Annotated in this window: 19 protein-coding genes and 1 rRNA gene; 6 read left to right on the top strand and 14 right to left on the bottom strand. The window is 31.6% G+C overall.

The genetic code is table 11. The features are described from left to right. Window positions 1–175: 175 nt before the first annotated feature. The 6 genes from B0A68_RS23890 to lon all read right to left on the bottom strand — a co-directional run bounded on the left by B0A68_RS23890 (window position 176) and on the right by lon (window position 7,370). Complete coding sequence (locus tag B0A68_RS23890; RefSeq protein WP_035679713.1) at window positions 176–1,552, bottom strand: nucleoside permease; 1,377 nt, start codon at window positions 1,550–1,552, stop codon at window positions 176–178. Window positions 1,553–1,620: 68 nt separating this feature from the next. Further along, window positions 1,621–2,313 carry a (d)CMP kinase gene (gene cmk / locus B0A68_RS23885; protein ID WP_035679711.1) on the bottom strand — a complete coding sequence of 231 codons (693 nt, stop codon included), beginning with the start codon at window positions 2,311–2,313 and terminating at the stop codon, window positions 1,621–1,623. Between the two features lie 36 nt (window positions 2,314–2,349). Continuing rightward, complete coding sequence (locus B0A68_RS23880) at window positions 2,350–2,784, bottom strand: murein L,D-transpeptidase catalytic domain-containing protein (protein WP_240475272.1); 435 nt, start codon at window positions 2,782–2,784, stop codon at window positions 2,350–2,352. A 263-nt stretch (window positions 2,785–3,047) separates the two neighbouring features. Next, window positions 3,048–3,554: a murein L,D-transpeptidase catalytic domain-containing protein gene (locus B0A68_RS23875; RefSeq protein WP_243394168.1), complete on the bottom strand. Its 507-nt coding sequence runs from the start codon at window positions 3,552–3,554 to the stop codon at window positions 3,048–3,050. Between the two features lie 101 nt (window positions 3,555–3,655). Continuing rightward, window positions 3,656–4,675, bottom strand: coding sequence for a type IX secretion system protein PorQ (gene porQ, locus B0A68_RS23870; protein WP_035679706.1), 1,020 nt, complete (start codon window positions 4,673–4,675; stop codon window positions 3,656–3,658). 241 nt (window positions 4,676–4,916) lie between these two features. Next, window positions 4,917–7,370: an endopeptidase La gene (gene lon, locus B0A68_RS23865; RefSeq protein WP_035679703.1), complete on the bottom strand. Its 2,454-nt coding sequence runs from the start codon at window positions 7,368–7,370 to the stop codon at window positions 4,917–4,919. A 393-nt stretch (window positions 7,371–7,763) separates the two neighbouring features. On the opposite strand from lon, the gene B0A68_RS23860 reads away from it, so the two are divergent. From B0A68_RS23860 to B0A68_RS23845, 4 genes are read left to right on the top strand one after another with little or no spacing between them, the layout of a single operon-like run. Beyond that, window positions 7,764–8,318 carry an RNA polymerase sigma factor gene (locus B0A68_RS23860; RefSeq protein ID WP_035679700.1) on the top strand — a complete coding sequence of 185 codons (555 nt, stop codon included), beginning with the start codon at window positions 7,764–7,766 and terminating at the stop codon, window positions 8,316–8,318. Further along, window positions 8,315–8,848 carry a hypothetical protein gene (locus tag B0A68_RS23855; protein ID WP_035679697.1) on the top strand — a complete coding sequence of 178 codons (534 nt, stop codon included), beginning with the start codon at window positions 8,315–8,317 and terminating at the stop codon, window positions 8,846–8,848. The genes B0A68_RS23860 and B0A68_RS23855 overlap by 4 nt, the downstream gene beginning before the upstream one ends. After that, the gene (locus B0A68_RS23850) at window positions 8,832–9,893 is read left to right on the top strand and encodes a DUF4097 family beta strand repeat-containing protein (protein WP_035679695.1); all 1,062 of its coding nucleotides are present in this window, start codon (window positions 8,832–8,834) and stop codon (window positions 9,891–9,893) included. Before B0A68_RS23855 ends, B0A68_RS23850 begins: the two co-directional genes overlap by 17 nt. Window positions 9,894–9,910: 17 nt before the next feature. Then, window positions 9,911–10,636 (top strand): head GIN domain-containing protein, encoded by a 726-nt coding sequence (locus B0A68_RS23845; protein ID WP_035679693.1) that lies wholly within the window; start codon window positions 9,911–9,913, stop codon window positions 10,634–10,636. 142 nt (window positions 10,637–10,778) lie between these two features. Here the strand turns inward: B0A68_RS23845 and B0A68_RS23840 are convergent, their stop codons facing one another. From B0A68_RS23840 to B0A68_RS23815, 6 genes are all read right to left on the bottom strand, one after another. Next, window positions 10,779–12,083: an MFS transporter gene (locus tag B0A68_RS23840; protein ID WP_035679690.1), complete on the bottom strand. Its 1,305-nt coding sequence runs from the start codon at window positions 12,081–12,083 to the stop codon at window positions 10,779–10,781. 138 nt (window positions 12,084–12,221) lie between these two features. Next, the gene (locus B0A68_RS23835; protein WP_035679687.1) at window positions 12,222–13,031 is read right to left on the bottom strand and encodes a M48 family metallopeptidase; all 810 of its coding nucleotides are present in this window, start codon (window positions 13,029–13,031) and stop codon (window positions 12,222–12,224) included. Window positions 13,032–13,116: 85 nt separating this feature from the next. Beyond that, complete coding sequence (locus B0A68_RS23830) at window positions 13,117–15,516, bottom strand: glycoside hydrolase family 31 protein (protein ID WP_035679685.1); 2,400 nt, start codon at window positions 15,514–15,516, stop codon at window positions 13,117–13,119. Between the two features lie 191 nt (window positions 15,517–15,707). Beyond that, complete coding sequence (glgB, locus tag B0A68_RS23825) at window positions 15,708–17,612, bottom strand: 1,4-alpha-glucan branching protein GlgB (RefSeq protein WP_035679682.1); 1,905 nt, start codon at window positions 17,610–17,612, stop codon at window positions 15,708–15,710. 34 nt (window positions 17,613–17,646) lie between these two features. Next, window positions 17,647–18,927 (bottom strand): glucose-1-phosphate adenylyltransferase, encoded by a 1,281-nt coding sequence (locus B0A68_RS23820; protein WP_035679680.1) that lies wholly within the window; start codon window positions 18,925–18,927, stop codon window positions 17,647–17,649. Continuing rightward, window positions 18,917–20,344, bottom strand: coding sequence for a glycogen synthase (locus B0A68_RS23815; protein ID WP_035679678.1), 1,428 nt, complete (start codon window positions 20,342–20,344; stop codon window positions 18,917–18,919). The genes B0A68_RS23820 and B0A68_RS23815 overlap by 11 nt, the downstream gene beginning before the upstream one ends. Before the next feature lie 114 nt (window positions 20,345–20,458). Between B0A68_RS23815 and B0A68_RS23810 the strand changes: the two genes are divergently transcribed. Both B0A68_RS23810 and B0A68_RS23805 read left to right on the top strand, forming a co-directional pair. After that, entirely contained in the window at window positions 20,459–21,325 is an 867-nt protein-coding gene (locus tag B0A68_RS23810) for an alpha/beta fold hydrolase (protein ID WP_035679675.1), read from the top strand. A 46-nt stretch (window positions 21,326–21,371) separates the two neighbouring features. Continuing rightward, window positions 21,372–22,016, top strand: a complete 645-nt coding sequence (locus B0A68_RS23805; RefSeq protein ID WP_035679672.1) for an endonuclease III domain-containing protein — start codon at window positions 21,372–21,374, stop codon at window positions 22,014–22,016. Between the two features lie 5 nt (window positions 22,017–22,021). On the opposite strand, the gene B0A68_RS23800 is transcribed toward B0A68_RS23805, so the two are convergent. Both B0A68_RS23800 and rrf read right to left on the bottom strand, forming a co-directional pair. After that, window positions 22,022–22,456, bottom strand: coding sequence for a nuclear transport factor 2 family protein (locus B0A68_RS23800; protein ID WP_035679670.1), 435 nt, complete (start codon window positions 22,454–22,456; stop codon window positions 22,022–22,024). 179 nt (window positions 22,457–22,635) lie between these two features. Beyond that, a 5S ribosomal RNA gene (gene rrf / locus B0A68_RS23795) occupies window positions 22,636–22,745 on the bottom strand. Window positions 22,746–22,891 lie beyond the last annotated feature (146 nt).

The raw sequence follows: 22,891 nt of genomic DNA, 5'->3' as shown, positions 1-22,891 counted from the left end.
TAGCGAACACCGCTATAAAAGGATTTCCACTTCTATCGGGGCTAGATTAGAAAATTTAGTTTTCATAAGAACTATAACAAAACAAACCCGACAGGTTTTAAAAACCTGTCGGGTTTACTATGCATAAATATCTCTGTTAAAGTTTAAATTTTGACAAAGATATTTATGCTGTTTTTTAATGATTCAAATTCTCTAATTCTTTAGGATCATGTTTATGTTTGAATAAAATAGCAAAAGCAATTGCAATAACCAAAGCATACGCTGCAAACGAAAGCCAGATTGTATGCCAGTCTTTCATCAAAATTGGATTTGTAAAGATTCCTTCTGAAGAAATTGAATTCCCCTGACCTTTTACAAAATCTAACATTTTTGAGTTTGTAGTTTCTGTTTGTAAAAATCCTGCTAATTCAGTTGTATTATGAAATGATTTAGTAAAGAAACGGTCTATTGCCCAACCCGAAGTTAAGCTTCCTAAAACGGCTCCTACTCCATTGGTCATCATCATAAATAACCCTTGCGCAGATGAACGAATTTTAGAATCGGTATTACTTTCTACAAATAATGAACCGGAAATATTAAAGAAGTCAAATGCCATTCCGTAAACAATACAAGAAAGAATAATCATCCATAATCCTTGCACCGGATCTCCAAAAGCAAATAATCCAAAACGCAATACCCAAGCCAGCATACTTATAAGCATAACCTGCTTGATACCAAAACGTCTTAAGAAAAACGGAATTGCCAAAATAAACAACGTTTCTGAAACTTGAGAAATTGACATAATAATTGTCGAATACTGAATTACAAATGAATCAGCGTATTTTGGAAAATGTTTAAATTCATCTAAGAAAACATCTCCATAAGCATTAGTCAATTGAAGAGCTCCTCCTAAAAACATAGAAAAAACAAAAAACAAAGCCATTTTATAATTTCCGAATAATTTAAAAGCCTCAAGTCCCAATGTCTCAACCCACGAAGCATTTTCTTTAATCAAACGCTGTGGTTCACATTTTGGCAAGGTAAAAGCATAAATTCCAAGAATCAAAGCTCCGACTCCGGCAATATAAAATTGATATTCTGTGGCTTTACTGCCACTTAAATTGGTGATCCACATAGCAACAATAAAACCAATTGTTCCCCAAACACGAATAGGCGGAAAATCTTTTACTATATTTTTATTGTTTAATTTTAATGAAGTATAGGAAATAGAATTACTTAAAGCGATGGTCGGCATATAAAAACACATCGCAGCAAACATCACATAAATAAAATTATCTGGAGTAGTAATTTGTGCAATTCCAAATAAAACTAAAGCGTATGAGATATGTAAAACACCATATAGCTTTTCGGCATTAATCCATCTGTCGGCAATAATACCTGTCAAAGTAGGCATAAATAAAGAAGCAATTCCCATGGTTCCGAAAACAAGACCAAATTGAGTTCCTTCCCAATTTTTAGTTCCAAACCAATAATTTCCAATAGTAATAAGCCACGCTCCCCAAACAAAAAACTGAAGAAAACTCATTACAATTAACCTGTTTTTAATTCCCATATGATGAAATTGTCTTTTAGTAAAAATGAAGCGGTAAAACTACCATTAAAAATAATATCTACAAAAAATTAAACTGTTTTAACAACATCATTTACTAATTCTAAAACAGCAGCAAATTGTTCTTCCTTATTTAAGTAGGAATTATCAATCTCTATCGCATCATCTGCAATTACTAAAGGAGAATCTTCACGATGAGTATCAATATAATCTCTTTCGACAACATTTTTCAAAACATCTTCATAGGACACATTATCGCCTTTTTGCTCCAATTCATCAAAACGTCTTTGTGCACGGGTTTCGGCGCTTGCAGTCATAAATATCTTAAGTTCTGCATTCGGAAAAACAACAGTTCCTATATCTCTGCCATCCATGACAATGGCTTTATTAGTACCCATTTCCTGCTGTTGCTCAACCAATTTAGCCCGAACTTCTGAGACTTCAGCAACTTTGCTTACAAAATTAGAAACTTCAATAGTTCTAATTGGCTTTTCTACATTCTCACCATTAAGGTACATTTCTGCAAAACCTAAATCACCATTAAATCTAAATTCTAATTGAATCTCAGGCAAAGCTGTAATTAACGTTTCTTTATTGAAAAAATCATTTCCAATAAATTTATTTTGCATTGCAAAATACGCCACTGCACGATACATAGCACCTGTATCAACATACACATATTCAAGTTCCTTTGCCAGCTGTTTTGCCAAAGTACTTTTTCCTGTTGATGAAAATCCGTCGATAGCAATTGTGATTTTTTTCAATTTTTTATATTTTAATTTTTAATTTTTAAAAACTTTTTAATAATAAACAGACATCAAAATGTTAGATTCAGAAGCATCTATTATTCTGGCTATTCTTTCAAAATATTTTTTATTTACCATTGGACAGCCATAACTATTGCAAATGTAGCCATCTTTCTCGTCATATGGAACATCATAGTAATAATGAAAAACAATATCTCTTTTAAAAGCATTACTATTTGTTTTATCTAATCCATATAATTTATAAGCTTTTCCAAACTTACCGGTGTAGTAATTTCCAATACTGTAATTTCCCAAAGAAGTAGTTAATGAATTTGGTACATTGCTGAATTTAAGTATTCCCCGTACCCCTGTTTCAGAACCTGAACCATGTGCAACTATACCTTTATCCATAATTTTATTGTTTCTCAAATCATAAACAAAAAATCTATTTTTACCAGAAGGTATTTTCATGTCAATAAGGAATACAATATTTTTATTGTACTTAGTATTTTTGTCAATTATCTTTCTTACTCGAATCGCCTGTCTGTCTATCCTATTCTTTTCTAAATAGAAACTTTTTTTTCTTCGTCAATTGCTTTATATATGATAAAAGCCAAAACAAGAAACAGAAAAACAAAAAGCACTTTTTTCATAACAACTAATAAAAAAAGCTGTAATACCATCAAAAGTGTAATTACCTCTAATGATAAACAGCTATAAATTTAAATATTTTTATTTTTTAATTCAGAAATTTAATAGTAAATATCCATGATAATATTTGACTTAGAACTGTCAATTATTTTTTCGATCCTTTTAAAAAACTGTTCATTAACCATAGGACAGCCGTGACTGCGGCTAATATAGTAATCTTGTTCTTCGTAAGGTACAGCAGAGTAATGATGCAGCACTATAGCTCTTTTTAAAGCATTATTATTACTGCTTTCCAAACCAGCTAGCCGATAAGCTTTACCAAAAATACCTTTATAGGTCTTGCCTATCACATATCTGCCCAACGCGGTACAATTAGAATTAGGCTCATTACTAAATCTAAGCTCCCCTTTAATTCCGGTATCTGATCCTGAACCGTGTGCTACAAGACCTTGATCTATAACTTCATTTTTTTCTAAATCGTAGATAAAAAAACGATTTTTTCCCGAGGGAACTCTCATATCAACAAGAAAAGCAATTTTAGTATTGTACGAATGATCAATACTAATCATATTTTTAATGTTGGTTACTCTGTTATTTATTCTTTCCATTTCAACAATTGAAATGGAATTCTCTTTTTTAAAATAGAGTTTTGCCCCCGTTAATAACCCTATATTCAAAAGCAAAAACAAATTGAATAGCTTCATATTTATTATTGAAAATTTAAAATTAGACCAAAAAGACTTGTATTAGCTGCCAATGTATATCTTGAATATGAATAATTAAATTTTAACTTATTCATCTTTAAACCAAACCCTAAAGAAACTCCCGAAAAATTACGCTTTTCTTCTACTCTTAATTCTTCTCCTCTTCTAAAATTGTAACCCAATCGAATATTAAATGCTTTTTTCGGAAAAAGTTCTACGCCTATCACAACATGTCTCAAAGCATTATTTACAAAAGAAACTTTCTCCTCATTTGTTGATCCATCTATATTGGTCTCTCCTCGAACTGGATTCGAAAAAGAAATATTCCACTGCTGCAGATTTTCTAAAGATAAATGCCAGCGAAGCGGCACATGCTCTAATTCTTGTGAAACTCCCGCAACTATTTCAAATGGTAAATTTTCCTTTATTCCTGAATAGGTAGTAAATTGTGTCCCTACATTTCGAAATACAAGAGCCAAATTCAGATCATTTTTTTCAACTAAATATAAAAATCCCAAATCAACTGCGCCACCAAATGAATTATAACTTTCTAATGTAGAGGTTATTAATTTTGCATTTGCGCCAATAAACAAATCTGTATAGGGTACATTGTATGCGTAACCTAACGAAAGAGCACCTTCATTACCTGTAAAACTTGATGTAGATTGTCCGTTTTCATCATATCCTTCAAACGAGCCATAGTTTACATACGATACTCCTGCATAAAAAGTCTGCACATGTCTGTCGTAAGTATAAGCATATGAAGCCGTTCCGTAAGAAGCTTCTCCATAATAGCTGCCATAATTAATTGCCATATGATTATCCATATCAGCGTTTATAACTGCAGGATTAGACATGGCCTGATTAACATCTTCATCATATATTGTAATAGTTTCTCCGCCTAATGCTGCCTGCCTTGGTGAAGTCGTTAAATTTAAGAATTGATAGGTGTAGCGCCCTCCAATTTGTCCGAAAGAAACCGAACAAATTAGTGTCAAAAAAAATAAAACAAATTGTTTTGGCATTATTATTTTGGCGTTCCTATATGGGAATAACGCAAATACAAATATAAAATTATATAACAAATAAAATAAATTTTATAACTATTTGTAAATCAATATTTATTCCAAGTTCTTTGAATTTATAAATCCCCGAAAACACTACGGAAATTCTAAATTGATCACTAATAAATTATAATCTAAAAAAAAATCCAAATTCAATCTGCAAGGATCAAATTTGGATTGTTACTATTAAAATTGACTTTGTTTATTTTAAAGTCTTTGCGTTTTTTGCATTTTGATCTGTTAGAGCAAATGCCAGAACCTCACTCATTTCTTTTACATAATGAAATGTAAGACCTTCTAAATATTCAGCTTTAATTTCGTCAATATCACTTTTATTTTCGTAACATAAAATAATTTCTTTAATACCTGCTCTTTTTGCTGCAAGAATTTTTTCTTTAATTCCACCAACTGGTAAAACTTTTCCTCGAAGTGTAATCTCACCCGTCATTGCTAAGCTTTTCTTAACTTTCTTTTGAGTTAGTAATGAAACTAAAGAAGTTAACATCGCAATACCGGCACTTGGACCGTCTTTTGGAGTTGCACCTTCCGGAACGTGCAGGTGAATGTTATATTTTTGAAATAAAGCAACATCTAAACCTAGTTTTTTAGCATTAGCTTTTATATATTCTAAAGCAATTGTCGCAGATTCTTTCATTACAGTTCCTAAATTCCCTGTAATACTCAAAGAGCCTTTTCCTTCAGAAATTAAAGATTCAATAAAAAGAATATCTCCCCCTACACTTGTCCATGCAAGACCTGTTACTACTCCGGCAACATCATTATTTTCATATTTATCACGCTCTAATCTCGGAACTCCTAAAACTTTTACGATATCTTCATCAGTTACCTTTTTATTATATTCCTCTTCCATAGCTACTGATTTTGCAGCATTACGAATAACCTGAGCGATTTTAGTCTCTAAATTACGAACACCAGATTCTCTGGTATAACCTTCAACAATTTTTTCTAATTGTTTCTTGCCAATTGTCAAATCTTTTAAGGTTAATCCGTGCGCCTCCAGCTGTTTTGGAAACAGGTGTCTTTTAGCAATTTCAACTTTTTCTTCAATGGTGTACCCTGACATTTTAATTACTTCCATTCTGTCGCGTAATGCGGGCTGAATAGCTGCCATATTATTTGAAGTGGCAATAAACATTACTTTAGAAAGATCAAAACCCATTTCTAGGAAATTATCATAAAAAGCACTGTTTTGTTCTGGATCTAAAACTTCTAGCAATGCAGAAGATGGATCCCCGCTGTTACCGCTGGAAAGTTTATCGATTTCATCTAAAATAAAAACAGGATTTGCTGTTCCGGCTTTCTTTAAACTTTGAATAATACGGCCCGGCATTGCACCTATATATGTTTTTCTATGACCTCTTATTTCAGCTTCATCACGTAAACCACCTAAAGAAATACGAACATATTCACGGCCTAAAGCTTCTGCAACAGAACGCCCAATAGAAGTTTTACCAACTCCAGGAGGCCCTGTTAAACATATAATTGGCGATTTCATATCATTTCGCAATTTTAAAACTGCCAAATGTTCCACCATTCTTTTCTTAACTTCCTCAAGTCCAAAGTGATCTTTGTCTAATATTTTTTGAGCAAATTTTAAATCAAATTTATCTTTAGAATATTCGCCCCAAGGCAGTTCTAAAAACAGCTCTAAATAATTACGCTGAATTCCGAAATCTGGTGATTGTGGATTCATTCTACGCATTTTAGATAATTCTTTTTCAAAATGTTTCTGCGTTTTTTCGTCCCATTTTTTGGTCTTAGCTTTCAGCCCCATTTCATCCATTTCTTCTTCTTGCGAAACGCCTCCCAATTCTTCCTGAATGGTTTTCATTTGCTGATGAAGGAAATATTCACGTTGCTGCTGATCTAAATCAAAACGAACTTTTGACTGAATATCGTTTTTTAATTCCAGTTTTTGAAGCTCAACATTCATGTAGCGCAATGTTTCCAATGCTCTGTCTTTTAATCCATTTATAGACAACAAACCTTGTTTTTCTTTTACTGACAGGTTCATGTTAGAAGAAACAAAATTGATCAAAAACGATTGGCTTTCAATGTTTTTAATCGCAAAAGTAGCTTCAGAAGGAATATTTGGACTTTCTTTTATTATCTGAATTGCAAGCTCTTTAACAGAGTCTAAGATAGCTGTAAATTCTGTATCATCTTCGGTTGGGCGTTCTTCTGCAACTTCTTTTATAGTAGCTGTAATATAAGGTTCTTCTGAAACTACTTCGTTGATTTCAAAACGTTTTTTTCCCTGTAGAATTACCGTAACGTTACCATCAGGCATTTTTAAAACACGCAAAATTCTTGCTACGGTTCCTATTTTATGGATATCATCTTTTGACGGATCTTCATCTTCTTCATTAATTTGAGAAACTACTCCTATTATTTTTCCGCCTGCATTGGCATCGTTTATAAGCTTTATCGATTTATCTCTTCCTGCAGAAATAGGGATTACAACTCCTGGAAATAAAACAGTATTACGCAAAGGCAGAATTGGCAGCGAAAGCGGCAATTCTTCATTATTCATTTCTTCTTCGTCTTCTGGAGTTAAAAGTGGAATTAATTCTGCTTCTGAATCAAATTCTTGAAGTGACAGATTGTCAATCGTAAGTATTTTATGGTTTGACATAATAATATATAAGTCGTTTTGTCATTAATTTTGTTAATCTAACTTTACTTGTAACCTTAAATTTGTTTCTTTTTATGGAAACGATCATAAGTTTATCAAATACAAGGCAGACCGTAAAAATAGACAATCATTATGCCAAATGCAAAGACACCTCTTTGAAATAGCCTTTAAAATCTTTTAATATTAAGATTATACTGCAAAAAATATTCGCGTTAATTCAAAAAAATAAATCGCACAAAGTCTGTATATATTTTTGAATTGCAAAAAGAAAATTTTAATCTCTTTTAAAACAATAACTTAGCAATTAATTTTAAAAAAAAAATAAATTAATTGTATTAAAAGTGTAACAAAATAAAAAAATCACGGTCATTATAAAAAACTAGCAGCCACTACTTGAATAATAACATCAAAAATATCGAAGATTTAATAACGCTTTGTAAAGAGAACAATCAGAAAGCACAATTCGAAATTTACAACAGATATTGTAAAGCTATGTATAACGTAGCCTACAGAATTGTAAAAGACGAACATTTTGCACAAGACGTCATGCAGGAAGGTTTTCTTAAAGCTTTTACCAAAATAAATGACTACAAGCAGGAAGTTGCTTTTGGAGCGTGGTTAAAAAAAATAATTATCAATTATAGTATTGATTTTTATAAAAAAAATAACGCGTTTCAGGTCGAAGACTTAAGTAAAACTCTTTATAAGGTGGAAGAAGAAACCAGCTTTTTTTCTGAAAATATAGATTTGAATTCATTGAAAGTCAAACAAATTTTAGACACAATTTCGAGTTTAAAAGACAATTACAGAATGGTTTTGAATCTTTTTTATATAGAAGGTTATGATCAGGAAGAGATTTGCGAGATTTTGAATATCAGTTATGCTAACTGCAGAACAACTTTGAGCAGGGCAAAAGAAAGTTTACGAAAAAAATTAGAGGAAATATGAAAAAGGAGAATGACAATTTAGATCAGTTATTTGAAAAATTTGAAAATCAATGGGATGTGCATGAATTAGAATCAAATCATCAGGTTGACTTTCTAGATAAATTAAACAGAAAAAAACCGAAGAAAAAGTATTGGTTTGCATCCGCTGTTGCAGCATCTATTATATTAATGCTAGCTGTGTCTGTTTTTTACAAAAATGATAAACCTAAGGAATTCAAATTTGCATCTAAAGAAACTAAACGAACTGATTCTATTTTTAATATTTTAATCGATAACGAATTAGTTAAACTAAAAGAAAAAAGTTCACCAGAAAATGCGCAGATCATTAATGACGCTTTAAATCAAATGAAAGTTTTTGATGCTGATTATCAAAAAATCATTAATGAACTTCAAAAAAATGGCGAAAACAAACAAATTATTTATGCTATGATAAGCAATCTTCAAACGCGAATATCTTTTCTGCAGACTGTATTACAGCGAATTGAAGAAAATCAAAATTTAAAAAACACCACCGATGAAAAAACACTATAAAATACTATTTCTATTCCTTTTGATTCCCTTCTTAGGATTTTCAAATGATGATACTTTTATTACCAAACAAAAAAACATCAAAAAAACGTATATCGTAAATTCTAATGCCGGAATTGATATAGAAAATAAATATGGAAACATAACTGTATCAACTTGGGACGAAGACAAAATTGATCTTGACATTACTATAAAAGTAAACGGATCCGACGAAAAATGGGTCGACGAGAAATTAAACGGCATAGATGTAAATATTACAGCTTTAAAATCTTTGGTTTCTGCGGTTACATCAATGGAAAGCTCTTATATAAAAAGCAGAGGAAGCTCTAACAGCTTTGAGATAAATTATGTAATTAAAATCCCGAAAAACGGAACTGTAAAACTGCTTAATAAATACGGAAATATTACAACTTTCAACTTAGAATCAACCACTGATATTTCGTGTAAGTACGGCAAAGTAACAATCGGAAAATTAAATGGGGCTAATAACAAAATACAAATTGATTACTGTCAAAATTCGTCAATTGAATATATTAAAAGCGGTACTGTTCTAGCCAAATATTCTGGTCTGAAAGTAAATGATTCAGGAAATCTAAATCTAGATACCAACTATACTGACTTAGTTATTGCAGACGGACAAAACATTAAATACGATTGTAATTATGGTAATTTGAAATTCCAGAAAATTAATTCTTTTAATGGAACAGGAAATTATCTCACTATCTCTATCGGTGAAATCTCTAATAATCTAAGTGTAAATACAAATTACAGTAAATTAAATGTAGGAACCATAAATGAAAAAGCAGGAAACATAAATATAAACTCCGGATACACTGATATTCAATTAGGATATAGTTCCAACTATGCTTTTGATTTTAATATTGCAACAAAATACGCAAGCATTAAAAGTAATGATGATTTGGAAATTAATGTTACAGAAACAAAAAACAATTCGAAAAACATCAGTGGTTTTCATAAAAAGAAAGGCCAGAACAAAGTACAGATTAATTCTAATTATGGAAACGTAACCCTAACCCAAAAACAATAATCTAAATTTTTATTATTATGAAAAAATTAATTCAGTTAACAGTTTGCAACATATTTTCTGTTGTATCCATTGCAAATGCACAGTTAGGCAGAATAAGTGGAAATGGAAAAACAATTTCTGAGACAAGAAAAACCCAAAATTATGATGCAATAAAAGTGGGAGGATCTTTTGATGTAAATTTAGTATCAGGGAAAGAAGGAAATATAATTATTAAAGGAGAAGAAAATTTAGTTGCAGTTATAAAAGTTGAAGTTGAAGACAATACCCTTAAAATATACGTTGAAAAAGGAACACAAATCAGAACAAGTATTGGACATAAAATTGAAATTACTGTTCCTTTTGAAAAAATAGATGCTTTAAGCCTGGCTGGTTCTGGAGATATTCAGACAAAAGATAAAATCAAAAGTGACAAATTTACTGCAAAATTAGCCGGATCAGGAAACTTTAATTTAGATATAGATTCTAATGATCTGGAAGTTAGCTTAAGTGGATCTGGAAATGTTAAATTAAAAGGAAATGCAAAAAACTTAACTACAAAGCTCGCTGGTTCTGGTAATATAAATGCAACAGATTTAAAGTCTAAAAATGTTGATGCCATTATTTCTGGTTCTGGAAACAGCCGTGTAAACTGCGTAGAAAAATTGACTGCCAGAGTTTCGGGTTCAGGAAATGTTAAATATATTGGAAATCCAGAAAAACGTGACGTGAAAATTTCTGGCTCCGGAACTATATCAAAAGTATAATTCTTCTTGATATTATTTTTTAAACTCTCAAAACGCTAATTAAAACAAAATAAATAGTCACGAATTTCTCCAATACTAATCATCAATCAAATAGATTATACTTAGGAAATTCGTGACTTTATTTATATCATTTAAAATTTTATTATTTCGAAGTAACGTTTTTTGGAATTCTTCTTAAAAGAAATATAGATGTTAGAAAAAATATTCCCAAAATTACGATTGCTGAGCGCGGACTTCCTGTAATTTGGTCTATTATCCCATAAACACACATTCCGATTACAATTCCAATTTTTTCAGCCACATCGTAGAAACTGAAAAATGATGCTGTATCTTCTGTTTCAGGCAATAATTTTGAATATGTTGATCGCGATAATGCCTGAATACCTCCCATTACAAGTCCCGCAATTGTAGCCATTACATAAAAATGTATTGGAAGACTGATAAAGTAGACAATTATGCAAAATACAACCCAAATGCCGTTTATTACAATTAACGTCGGAATATTTCCCCATTTTCCTGAAGCTTTAGAAGTTAAAAAAGCTCCTATTACAGCAACTAATTGAATTATTAAAATACACTTAATTAATCCTATTGTACTTTCTTCTTCAGATGCCCATTGTATTTCTTGCGCACCAAAATAAGTTGCTACAAGCATTACGGTTTGTACGGCCATACTTGAAACAAAAAAACCACCTAAGTATCTTCTCAATACAATATTTTCTGTTAGTAATGCCCAAACTTTTTTAAGTTCTTTAAAACCATTAAATACGACATCTTTTGTCAGCTTTTGATTTTTTTCTTTACCGCCTTTTGGCAAATAATAATAAGTATATTGGCTAAATAGAATCCACCATATTCCAACCGTTATAAACGAATATCTCATGTTTTCCATTCTTGCTTCTGGACTATCAGCTCCCATGATCATTACTAAATTTATAACCAATAAAATAACACTTCCAATATATCCTAATGAGTATCCTTTAGCACTTATACCATCTTGTTGTTTTTCAAAAGCAATATCCGGAAGATAGGAGTTATAAAAAACCAAACTTCCCCAATAACCAATCAACCCAAGAAAATAAAAAGCCAGTCCTACGTAAATATTAGTAAGATCAAACCAATACAATCCCATACATGATATGGCTCCCAAATAACAGAAAAACTTCATGAACGATTTTTTATTTCCTATGTAATCAGCTATTCCTGATAACAATGGCGAAATAAAAGATACCGCTAAAAAAGCCATGGCAGTAATAAAACTAATTAAAGCTGAATTTTTTAAGTGCATGCCAAAAACATCAATATAATGATCACGCTCTTTAAACAAAGTTTCGTAAAAAATTGGAAATACTGCTGATACTATTGTAAGACTGTAAACTGAATTTGCCCAATCGTAAAATGCCCATGCATTAAGTAATTTTTTATCACCTTTAGGTAAGTTTTTCATAAAATGGTTATTTGACTGCGAATTTATCTATTTTTTATTAAGAATAGATTATTTGATCGTTAAGAACTTTATTTTTTCAATAAAAAAAGCCATTCCTTTTATAGAAATAGCTTTAAAATAAATTTTGAAATGCTGATTTTATTTAATAATTCCAACTTTAAGCGCAGTTGCTTTTGCTTCTGGAATTAGTGCTTTTAAATTTGCAATTCTTGTTGCATCAGAAGGGTGTGTACTCATAAATTCTGGTGTTCCGGATCCGCCTGAATTAGCAGACATTCTACTCCAGAAAGTTACAGCGTCATCTGGATTATAACCGGCAATTGCCATAAGCGTTAATCCTATTTTATCAGCTTCAGTTTCGTTGCTTCGACTAAAAGGCAGCATCACTCCTACTTCTGTTCCCATACCGTAAGCCTGAGAAAATATAGCTTGAGTTTGTGAAGATTTACTGCTGGTTGCTGCGTCTAAAACAGCTCCTCCTATTTGCTGTAATTGTGCAGCACTCATTCTTTGTGCTCCATGATTGGCCAATGCATGCGATACTTCATGTCCCATTACCGTTGCTAATCCTGATTCATTTTGAGTTACGGGCAGTATTCCAGAATAAACGACAATTTTTCCCCCTGGAAGACACCATGCGTTTACTTCTTTATTGTCGACCAATTTATATTCCCAGCGATAATCTTTAAGGTATTGTGACTGACCTAAAGAAGTAAGATATTTTTCGGCAGCGGCTTTAATTTTCGAACCTACTAATTCAACTTTTTTTGCATCAGCTGTTCCTGTAATAACTTTATTCTCCGTTAGGAAAGCATTATATTGTTGAAATGATGTTGGAAATAATTCGCTGTTTGAAACAAAATTCAGATTTTGTTTTCCTGTAATAGGATTTGTTGCACAAGCCACTATCAGGGCACTGAAGATTCCTAAAAACAAATATTTTTTCATAATTTAAGTTTTTTTATAAAACGAAAATACAATTATATTTGGATTTTATTTTTACACAATTCGACAAAAAAGTATTAAAATTAGACTATTCTCCAATAATATGAAGCTCGTTAAATTCTTTATTTACGAGTAAGAAATTTTCTAACTCAAAGTTACTGCTGTCAAAGTCAATTTTTTCATTATCAATTTCAATCTCCAAAATTTTAAAAGGCAGACCAATTAAATTGATCTTATATTTACTGTAATTTGTATCGTACTTTCCTTCTTTGTGTAATTGTATAATAAGTTCTTTTTCTTTTCCGATAGTTCTGAAAGATAAAAAACTGTACCTTCCTTTTTTATAATCATATCCATCTTGAGCATCTTCATATACTACAGATTTTTCTTTTCCTTGTTTAAAATAAACATCAAGCGTTAATTCATCAAATTCAAGTTCTCCTACATATTGCTGCACTGGATATTTTGGAATGATGGCACCCGCTTTTACGAAAACCGGAATCTCATCAAATTTAGTGTCAATCCAAACTTCTTTTCCTCCTGTTACCAATTCGTTTGTCCAGTAATTATACCATTCACCTCTAGGAATGTACATACGTCTGCCTACAGCATTTGGTTCCAGAATTGGACAAACCAGTATTTGATTTCCAAATATAAATTCATCATTGCGATAATGTGTTTGCGTATCGTCCTGATCAAAATAAACCAGAGGTTTTAACATCGGAACTCCCTCTTCTATATACTGCCAAAACATTGTGTATAAATAAGGAAGTAATTGATAACGAAGACTAACAAATTTTCTTGTAATGTTAACTACTTCTTCATCAAATGCCCAAGGCTCCTGATTACCATGATCTCCAGAGGAGTGTGTTCTGCAAAATGGATGAAAGACTCCCAACTGAATCCAGCGTGCATACAATTCGCCTGTAGGTTGTTCGGCAAAACCTCCAATATCAGAACCTGTAAATCCCATTCCAGAAATAGACATTCGCTGTACCTGAATGTTTGCAATCCATAAATGCTCCCAAGTTGCCACATTATCGCCAGTCCAAGATGATGTATAACGTTGTGCACCAGAATAAGCTGATCTGGTAATTACGAAAGGTCTTTTAGGGTAGGCAAAACGTTTAACACCGTGATAAGTAGCACGAGCCATTTGAGTTCCATAAATATTATGTGCTTTTCGATGACTGCATGGATTTCCGTCATAAACGTGGCGAACATCCATTGGAAAAGTTTTATTTGGCACTTCCATGACAGCTGGTTCGTTCATATCATTCCAAACTCCTTTTACTCCAAAGTCTGAAATTAATTCTTTAAATAACCCCGCCCACCATTCTCTTACCAAAGGATTTGTATAATCTGGAAAATTGCATTCGCCTGGCCAGACTTTACCTTTCATATAAGGACCATCTGCTCTTTTGCAGAAATAATCATTTTCCAAACCTTCTTTGTACACCCAATAATCTTTATCAATCTTTATTCCGGGATCAATGATTACGACAGTTTTAAAGCCGTCTTCTGCCAATTCTGCAACCATTCTTTTTGGATCAGGAAAATATTCTTTATTCCATGTAAAACATCTAAACCCATCCATATAATCTATATCCAGATAAATGGCATCGCATGGAATTTTAAGTTCTCTAAATTTTGATGTGATTTCTTTAACTTTACTTTCAGGATAATAACTCCACTTACATTGATGGTATCCTAAAACCCAAAGAGGCGGTAATTCTGGTTTACCAGTTAAATCTGTATATGTTGTAACAACATCTTGCATTTGAGGTCCGTAAATAAAATAATAATTCATTTCTCCACCTTCTGCCCAAAAACTCGTAACATTTCTTCTTTCCTGGCAAAAATCAAAAAAGGTTCTAAAAGTATTATCAAAGAAAATACCGTAGGATTGTTTATTTTGTAAACCAATGTAAAACGGTACAACTTTGTACAAAGGATCTTGTTCCTTTTGATACGCGTATTGATCTGTAGCAAAATTTTCAACTCTTTTGCCTTTTAAATTCATTTGTGTCGCTTTGTCTCCTAAACCATAAAAACATTCTCCATCTTTAGAAGATTTACTCATTTTTACAATATTACCGCCATACTCATAACTTTCTTCCCAATGAAAACCCAACTCGTCTTCAAGAACAAGAAAATCATTTAAATCATACACGGATAATCGAAGATCTGCCTTCTGAATTTTACATTTTACTTTACTGGTTTTGATTTGAAAATAGGTTTCTTCTTCAGTTAATTCTAAAAAATTATAACCATGAAGCTGTGTCTTATCAAGTGCATACGAAAAATCGTTGCTGAAATAGCCTTTAGTAGTAAAACGAAATCGAATTAGACTATCTCTAAGAACGATAACTTTTAAGATTACTTTATTATCTGTATGAAAAGAAATTGAATCTCCCTGATGATCATACGAAACAATTCTTGATGGATATAAATCGCCTTTATATTCTAGTGAGGTATTTGTAATCATATTGCAATGAATTAATTATAATAATTCTAACTCTTCCAAACATACAAAAAAACTTAGTAAACCTCTATCAATTATAGGTTTATTCACGAAAACGTTTTTTTTATTGTTGTGTTAAATTACATCTGCAAAAATCAATAATTTAACAATTTTAGAGCTTAAATATTTTAAAATCTCACCACAGATTAATAACATTAATATATGGAATAAACAATAACGCTTAAGGGAGGTAAAATTAATGATGCAGAAAAATTTCTTCCATGATATGGTGTAGATTCAATTTCCAATTTACCTGAGTTTGAAATACCGCTTCCGCCATAAACTTTGGCATCACTGTTAAATATTTCTACTAACTTCCCTTTATAAGGAATTCCAATTCTATAATTTTCTCTTACCACTTGCGTGAAATTGCAGATGATAACTAAATTTTCATTAGAATTATTTCCTTTTCTAATGTAAGCTAAAACTGCATTTTGTTCATCCGAATAATTAATCCATTCAAAACCTTCACTGCTAAATTGTTTTTCATATAGTGCAGGCTGCGATTTATATAATTGATTTAAATCTGTTATTACTTTTTTAATTCCTAAATGATAATCATATTGTAATAAATGCCAATCTAAACTCTGCTCAAAATTCCATTCACCAATTTGACCGAATTCAGATCCCATAAACAATAATTTAGTTCCGGGATGTGTAAACATATATCCGTAAAGCAATCTCAAATTAGCAAATTTCTGCCATTCGTCACCAGGCATTTTGTCTGCAATAGATTTTTTGCCATAAACCACTTCATCGTGTGAAAACGGAAGCATAAAATTTTCGGTAAAAGCATAAGTCATTGAAAACGTCAACTCATTATGATGATATTTTCGATAAACCGTTTCTTTCTGAAAATATTTTAAAGTATCGTGCATCCATCCCATCATCCATTTCATGCCAAAACCTAAACCTCCTGTAAATGTAGGTCTTGAAACCATAGGAAAAGATGTACTTTCTTCCGCAATAGTCTGAACTCCATCAAAATTAGCATAGATAACTTCATTAAATTCTTTAAGAAAAGTAATGGTATCAAGATTTTCTCTTCCTCCATAAATATTCGGTTCCCACTCACCTTCTTTTCTCGAATAATCAAGATAAAGCATTGACGCTACAGCATCAACTCGCAATCCATCTGCATGATAATTTTGAAGCCAAAATACAGCGTTACTTATTAAAAATGCACGAACTTCGTTTCTTCCATAATTAAAAACAAGACTTTTCCAATCAGGATGATATCCTTTTCTGCGATCAGGATGTTCGTATAAATGAGATCCGTCGAAAAACCCTAAACCATGCGCATCATCGGGAAAATGTGATGGAACCCAATCTAAAATCACTCCGATTCCTGCTTGATGCAATTTATCAATCATCAGCATAAAATCTTGTGGTTTTCCAAAACGGGAAGTCGGCGCAAAATAACCTGTCAATTGATAGCCCCAGGAAGGATCATAAGGATACTCCATAATGGGCATAAATTCTACATGCGTAAAACCTGTTTCTTTTACATATTTAACCAGATCGTCTGCAAGTTCTAAATAAGTCAAAAATCTATTTTGATCTCCACGCTTCCAAGATCCTAGATGAACTTCATAAACAGAATAAGGCTTATTTAAATGATTCGTTTCTTTACGAGAATTCATCCATTTCTCATCCTTCCAGTCATAATCCAAATTCCAAACAATAGAGGCTGTATGTGGAGGCTTTTCACAATATAAAGAAAATGGATCTGCTTTTTCAGTTGTGATTCCATCTGCATTAGATTGAATTTTATATTTATAAAGCGCCCCTTTCTCTATATAGGGAATAAAACCTTCCCAAATTCCAGAGGAATCCCACCGAACTTCCAATTGATGTTCTTCTGCTATCCAGTAATTAAAATCTCCAATAACACAAACCGAAGCGGCAGTTGGCGCCCATACAGCAAAATAAACACCTTTTACACCATTTACTTCAATTAAATGCGCACCAAGCTTTTCATATAATTTATAATGCTTTCCGGCTTTAAATAAATTAATATCAAAATCAGTAAAGAGAGAATGCGAGATAACTTTATTCATATTTGGTTTTATAGGATATCAATTAAAATCTTTTTTATTCTATTCTAAAATTATCTGAAATTACAACTCCTTTTTTAATAACTACAATTCCATCTTTTATAGTATATAAATCATTCGTAAAATTGTCTAAATGTTTACCCCCGTTGATATGTACATTATTTCCAATTCGAACGTTTTTATCTACCAAAACATTTTTTATAAAACAGTTTTCACCTATTCCTACATGAATTTTATTATGATCTTTTTCATGATTTAATTCATCAAGATCCTGATAAAAGTCGTTCCCCATTACATAGCAATTTTCAAGAATAGTTCCTTCTCCAACTCTTGATCGAATGCCAATTACAGAACTTTTAATTTCCTTTGCGTTAATGATGCATCCTTCAGAAATTAAGGATTGATTTATGATTGAATTTCTAAATTTTGAAGGAGGCAGTAATCTTGGCCGTGTAAAAATTTTGTTATCATTATCAAATAAATTGAACTCTGGTATATCAGCTGTCAAACCAATATTGGCCTCAAAAAAAGATTCGATATTTCCGATATCTGTCCAATATCCTTCATACTGATAACTTAAAATCTTATGTTTTCCCACTGCATGAGGAATAATTTCTTTTCCAAAATCCTTAGTGTCAGGATCAGACATTAAATCTTCAAGCAATTGTTTATTAAAAATATAAATTCCCATAGAAGCAAGATACTTTTTCCCTTTTGCGTGCATTTCCTCACTTACCTCAGATTCCCAATCAGGCAGGAGAGACGCATTTGGCTTTTCTATAAAAGCTTCAATAACATTTTCATGATTGGTTTTTAAAATTCCAAACTCAGGAGCATCCTTAGCATTTACGGGTAGTGTAGCAATAGAAATTTCTGCGTTACTCGCAATGTGAGCTTCCAGCATCTCATTAAAATCCATTTGATACAACTGGTCGCCAGATAAAATCAAAGCATGATCAAAATCGTGTTTCAGAAAATGAGACATACATTGTCGAACAGCATCGGCAGTTCCCTGAAACCAGGTTGGATTATCAGGAGTTTGCTCTGCAGCTAAAATATCTACAAACGACTGACTGAAAATACTGAAATTAAAGGTGTTTTTAATATGCGCATTCAATGATGCAGAATTAAATTGTGTCAATACAAATATTTTAAAAATATCAGAATTAATACAATTTGAAATTGGAATATCAACTAATCTATATTTCCCCCCAATCGGTACGGCTGGTTTAGATCTGGTTTGTGTTAATGGATACAAACGTGATCCTTGCCCTCCTCCTAAAATAATGGCAACTACATTTTTCTTTTTAAACTTCATCTTTCTGAATTATTAGGTTGTATATTTCAATATATTCCTCACAAACTTTTTCCCAGGAATGATCTGCATTCATTCCTCTAATAATTATTTTATTTAAATTTTCTTTATCAGCATATAATTTTACTGCCCTGTTAATCGAGTAGCAAATATCATCTACCGAAGCCTGATCATGGCATATTCCATTTCCGGCATCTCCAAAATCAATTATCGTATCGCGCAGGCCGCCAGTTCTCCTTACAATAGGAATCGTTCCATAACGTAATGCATACATCTGATTTAAACCGCATGGTTCAACTCTTGAAGGCATCAGAATAAAATCTGAACCAGCATAAATTAAGTGTGCTAATTCTTCATTATACCCAATATACACATTATATTTCCCAGAATAATCGTTTTTTAATTGTTCCAATTGAAACTCTATATCCGATTTTCCAGATCCTAAAATCAATATATTTATATTCTCAAAATTATTTGATAACGATAATGCGGCCGACAGCGGAAGTAAATCTCCTCCCTTTTCTTCAAATAAACGTCCAATAAAACTAAATAGAGGTTTAGAAGAGTCTAAATCAAACTGTTCACACAATTTTTCTTTATTCTTTTGTTTTCCTATTTCAAAACTTTCAACTGAATAATTTTCATTAATCATTTCATCTTTAAATGGATTCCATATTTCGATATCAATTCCGTTCAAAATTCCTTTCGATTTTTTTCTAACTGAATTAAATAAACTTTCTAATCCATTTGCTGAAATATTAATTTCATTTAAATAACTCGGAGAAACAGTAGTTACTGCGTGAGCACACTTTACTCCCACCGCTAATGAATTTAAAGAATTATTCCATTCCAAAAAACCAGCATGTATCAAATTAAATTCTGGAATATAATGCAGTTTATCAAATCCAAACCACCCTTGATACAGACCATTATGAATAGTAATCACTGTTCTTACAGCTTTTAAATTCTCATATTTATAACAATACTTAGTCATGAAAGGAATAACTCCAGTATGATGATCATGGCAATTTATAATATCAGGAACATTTTCTAGACCCGATATCCAGTCTAAAGCTGCTATTTGAAAAGATAAAAATCGTTCAATATCGTCTTCATATCCATAAATATTAGGACGATCAAATAATTCTTTTATTTCAATTAAATATAATTCATAACCCAATTGGTCTGTCGTTTCTTTCAAAATACTAAACGGAAATTCAAAATTTCCTAAGTTTAAAGTATCAAAATGAACACGTTCAAATTCATTCACGCTTCTAAATTTAGTATCATAACAAGGTATAACAACCCGTACCTTATGCCCTGCTTTATTTTGATATTTAGGCAATGCGCCGACAACATCGGCAAGACCGCCAACTTTAGCCATCGGGTAACATTCTGCACTTATGTGAAATATTTCCATTTAAATTAAATTCCCGTTTGTTTGAGTCAAACATTTACTATTTGTACTACTTTTATGTTCTTTAAATTTAGGGAAAAATAAACAAATTCTGACCGAGAAATTAAAATTATTAAAATGGCAAAAAAGACTTCCAATCCTATTCAATCCTTAAAAATTCCACGCCTTATAATAATATCCTGTAAAATATGTGCTTTTATTTCTACTAAACTAGCCACAAAATATACAGCACGAATTTTTACAACACCAATAAAACATAAAGTTCCTAAACGAGAATTAGAGATGGACCGTAAAAGCATCCAGCATACAATTCATATTCCAAAAATTAATAAGGATATTGTTGTTTACGAATTTGGAAAAAGTAACCGTAAAATTTTATTAGTACATGGCTGGTCAGGAAGAGGAACACAGTTATTTAAAATAGCAGATGAACTTTTAGAAAATGGATATTCAACAATAAGTTTCGATGCTCCGGCTCACGGAAAATCAAAAGGAAAAACAACAATAATGTCCGATTTTATTGAATCCATTTTAGAAATCAACACAAAATATGGCCCTTTCGAAATTGTAATTGGACATTCCTTAGGAGGAATGTCTGCTCTAAATGCAGTAAAAAATGGTCTAAAAGTGAACAAAGCAGTTGTAATTGGAAGTGGAGATATCGTACAAGATATATTAGATGATTTTATTCTTAAATTAGAACTTAAACCAAAGATAAGTCAACTTTTACGTGAATATTTCGAAAATAAATATCAAACCATAATGGATAATTATTCGGCATATAAGGCCGCAACTGAAATTAAAATTCCTGTTTTAGTCATTCATGACAATGATGATCCAGAGGTGCCTATTAAGGCTGGAATCAATATTTATAATCACTTGGAGAATGGAAGTTTATTCCTAACAGATAAGTTAGGTCACAGAAAAATATTAGGAAATCAAATTGTTATTAAAAAGATCATAGATTTTATTAAAAGTAACTAACTTTATAATAGTTAGATTTTTTTATTAATCTTTAAAGAGATAAAAAATGAATTTATTTGGAGAAACAAAAGATTGGGCAGAAGTTCTAAAACCACTTATAAAAAAATATAAAGGAAAGAAACATCCTTTAGATTATCAAAATACGTATCAATTACTTGTAATGGTTGTTTTATCTGCTCAAGATTCTGATGCAAATATAAATAAGATTGCGGCTTTATTATTTGAAAATTTTCCAACACTTCAAAGCTTATCCAAAACAGATTCTGAAAAATTTATTCCATACATAAGTAAAGTTAGAAATTATCCTACAAAAGCTAATTGGCTGCTTGAAATAGCAAGAACAATTAAAAAAGATGAAAATATACCATTATCCATGGAAGATTTGACCGCTTTAAAAGGAATTGGGCGAAAATCAGCTAATGTTATTCTAAGAGAAACTGGTCATCCTGCTGAAGGTATCATTGCAGACCTTCACGTGATACGTGTAGCACCAAGACTTGGGATAATAAATGAAAGTAAAGACGGAAACAAGGTAGAAAAAGAGCTTATGAAAGTACTTCCTAATAAAATTTGGTCAGAAATTGGTATGGCAATTTCATTTTTAGGAAGAGAAATATGCAGACCAAATCCAAAATGCGACATTTGTCTAATGGCAGATGACTGTCTATATTACAAAACACATGTTCTCTAGAACTACTATTTTCGGCGTGTATCAATAAGATAAATGATTTTCCAGGCATCATTTTCTTTAAATAAGGTAAACGTATTTACTCCTGAATGGCTTAATTTATCATTCAGATAAAATTCATAAGGAGCCCACACATGAGCCATTGCACCATCTATCTGAATATTATAACTTAATATCTTCTCACTAAATTTCATATTTGATGGTATTGATGAAATAGATTTATAAAATTCAGCACTAGATTCATTTGACAATTTATTTCCTTTAGTTTTACTCTCACTAATTGATTGCAAAATAATTTTATCTGAACATACTGATTTTAATTTAATCGTATCTTTTTGATGAAATCCAACAAAGAAATCTTCTATAACTTTCTGCACATCCTGTTTCTGAGCCGTTGAAGATAATCCTATAAAAAGAAAAATTAATATTAAATGCTTCTTCATAATAAATAATTTTAAAATAATTTATTTTTTATACCAAATTGAACCAGATTATGATCCAAATATTTGTCAAAAGTATCAAATTTTAAAATATATTTTACTTTAACGAGAAATTTAACTAATCATCATACCTTTACAAACGAAAAAACCCTCTCCGATTATGGACAGGGTGTTTTTAAAAAGAAAGGCGACGACATACTCTCCCACATAACTGCAGTACCATCTGCGCAGGCGGGCTTAACTACTCTGTTCGGGATGGGAAGAGGTGAGCCCCGCCGCAATAACCACCTTAAGGTTGTTAGTAATTAGTCCTTAGTGCTTAGTAATTAGTCCTTAGACTCTTTACTAGTTACTTTTTACTAGTTACTGCTCTTGCGCGAGCAAATATTTTAACATACTGAGATAAAGAAAAAAGTATTTTTTTAGAAAGTTTCTCCC

Source organism: Flavobacterium reichenbachii (genome assembly GCF_002217435.1).
GTDB classification, from domain to species: domain Bacteria; phylum Bacteroidota; class Bacteroidia; order Flavobacteriales; family Flavobacteriaceae; genus Flavobacterium; species Flavobacterium reichenbachii.
This window is presented reverse-complemented; position numbering and strand designations above follow the sequence as displayed.

Bases quoted from the DNA above. Each gene is read 5' to 3' on its own strand.
- B0A68_RS23835 (WP_035679687.1), bottom strand. From the start codon at position 13,031: ATGAAAAAATATTTGTTTTTAGGAATCTTCAGTGCCCTGATAGTGGCT.
- B0A68_RS23800 (WP_035679670.1), bottom strand. From the start codon at position 22,456: ATGAAGAAGCATTTAATATTAATTTTTCTTTTTATAGGATTATCTTCA.
- B0A68_RS23830 (WP_035679685.1), bottom strand. From the start codon at position 15,516: ATGATTACAAATACCTCACTAGAATATAAAGGCGATTTATATCCATCA.
- B0A68_RS23850 (WP_035679695.1), top strand. From the start codon at position 8,832: ATGAAAAAACACTATAAAATACTATTTCTATTCCTTTTGATTCCCTTC.
- B0A68_RS23840 (WP_035679690.1), bottom strand. From the start codon at position 12,083: ATGAAAAACTTACCTAAAGGTGATAAAAAATTACTTAATGCATGGGCA.
- B0A68_RS23805 (WP_035679672.1), top strand. From the start codon at position 21,372: ATGAATTTATTTGGAGAAACAAAAGATTGGGCAGAAGTTCTAAAACCA.
- B0A68_RS23890 (WP_035679713.1), bottom strand. From the start codon at position 1,552: ATGGGAATTAAAAACAGGTTAATTGTAATGAGTTTTCTTCAGTTTTTT.
- lon (WP_035679703.1), bottom strand. From the start codon at position 7,370: ATGTCAAACCATAAAATACTTACGATTGACAATCTGTCACTTCAAGAA.
- porQ (WP_035679706.1), bottom strand. From the start codon at position 4,675: ATGCCAAAACAATTTGTTTTATTTTTTTTGACACTAATTTGTTCGGTT.
- B0A68_RS23820 (WP_035679680.1), bottom strand. From the start codon at position 18,927: ATGAAGTTTAAAAAGAAAAATGTAGTTGCCATTATTTTAGGAGGAGGG.
- B0A68_RS23855 (WP_035679697.1), top strand. From the start codon at position 8,315: ATGAAAAAGGAGAATGACAATTTAGATCAGTTATTTGAAAAATTTGAA.
- B0A68_RS23815 (WP_035679678.1), bottom strand. From the start codon at position 20,344: ATGGAAATATTTCACATAAGTGCAGAATGTTACCCGATGGCTAAAGTT.
- B0A68_RS23845 (WP_035679693.1), top strand. From the start codon at position 9,911: ATGAAAAAATTAATTCAGTTAACAGTTTGCAACATATTTTCTGTTGTA.
- B0A68_RS23810 (WP_035679675.1), top strand. From the start codon at position 20,459: ATGGCAAAAAAGACTTCCAATCCTATTCAATCCTTAAAAATTCCACGC.
- glgB (WP_035679682.1), bottom strand. From the start codon at position 17,612: ATGAATAAAGTTATCTCGCATTCTCTCTTTACTGATTTTGATATTAAT.
- B0A68_RS23875 (WP_243394168.1), bottom strand. From the start codon at position 3,554: ATGGAAAGAATAAATAACAGAGTAACCAACATTAAAAATATGATTAGT.